Source organism: Ruegeria sp. HKCCA0370 (assembly GCF_013033705.1).
Classification (GTDB): domain Bacteria; phylum Pseudomonadota; class Alphaproteobacteria; order Rhodobacterales; family Rhodobacteraceae; genus Ruegeria.
Genome location: NZ_WQEP01000035.1, coordinates 1 through 1,143, shown reverse-complemented (window position 1 = coordinate 1,143; position 1,143 = coordinate 1). Strand labels below are relative to the sequence as shown.

Below are 1,143 nucleotides of genomic sequence, written 5' to 3'. Positions count from 1 at the left end.
GCCCGAAGAGATTGTCTCGAAGTTACGGCAGGTTGAAGTTCTGATGGGGAAGGGATGTCCCGTCTTGATGCGATCAGACAGATTGGCGTTGTTGAACAAACCTACTACCGCTGGCGAAAGAAGTACGGCGGAATGGGTGTGGATCAGTTGAAGGAACTGAAGCGGCTTCAGAAAGAGAACGAGCGGCTGCGACGCGCGGTGTCTGACCTGACGTTGGACAAACTGATCCTCACGGAGGCGGCCAAGGGAAACTATTGAGCCCCGCTCGTCGTCGTGCCTGCATCGATCATGTCCGCAGCCAGCTCAAAGTATCTGAGCGACGCGCCTGCCGCGTGCCTGGACAACACCGGTCCACGCAACGGCGTGTACCACAAGGTCGCGCAGACGAAGACCGATTGGTGGCCGACATGATTGAGCTGACCCGTCAATACGGCCGATATGGCTATCGCAGGATCGCTGCACTACTGCGAGAGGCTGGATGGTCTGTCAGCGATGGGCGAATTGAACGGCTTTGGCGACGAGAGGGGCTGAAAGTGCCAGTGAAACAACCGAAGAAAGGACGGCTTGGGCTGAACCCTCTCGGGACATTGCTTCGCAATGCCCTGCCGGGCAGTGGATGGGTCGTGTGTTCGGCTGAGGCCGGAGTATCGCAATCATGTATGGAGCTATGACTTCGTTCATTGTCGAACCGATGATGGCAAAGCCTTCCGGGCGCTGAATATCCTTGATGAGCACAGCCGAGAGTGCCTGGCGATTAAAGTGAAGCGCAAGCTGAACTCGGTCGATGTGATCGATGCCCTAACGGATCTGTTCATACTGCGGGGTGCACCCCGCTTCATACGTTCAGACAATGGGCCAGAATTTATCGCCCAAGCCGTCCGAGACTGGATCGCCGCAGTTGGCGCGCAGACGGCTTACATTGAACCTGGGAGCCCTTGGGAGAACGGATACTGTGAAAGCTTCAACGGCAGGTTCAGGGACGAGTTGCTCAACGGTGAGATCTTCTACAGCCTGCGCGAAGCTCAAATTCTGATCGAACAATGGAGGAGACACTACAACACAAAGCGGCCCCACAGTGCACTGGGCTATCGCCCGCCAGCGCCCGAAACCATCATACCAATGGATCGCAGGCCGACAATGCAC

General features: G+C 56.7%; 1 pseudogene. It reads left to right on the top strand.

Annotated features, from left to right (window positions below):
- Nucleotides 1-1,143 (top strand): annotated as a pseudogene (locus GOW31_RS21835) (IS3 family transposase); the annotation flags it as partial.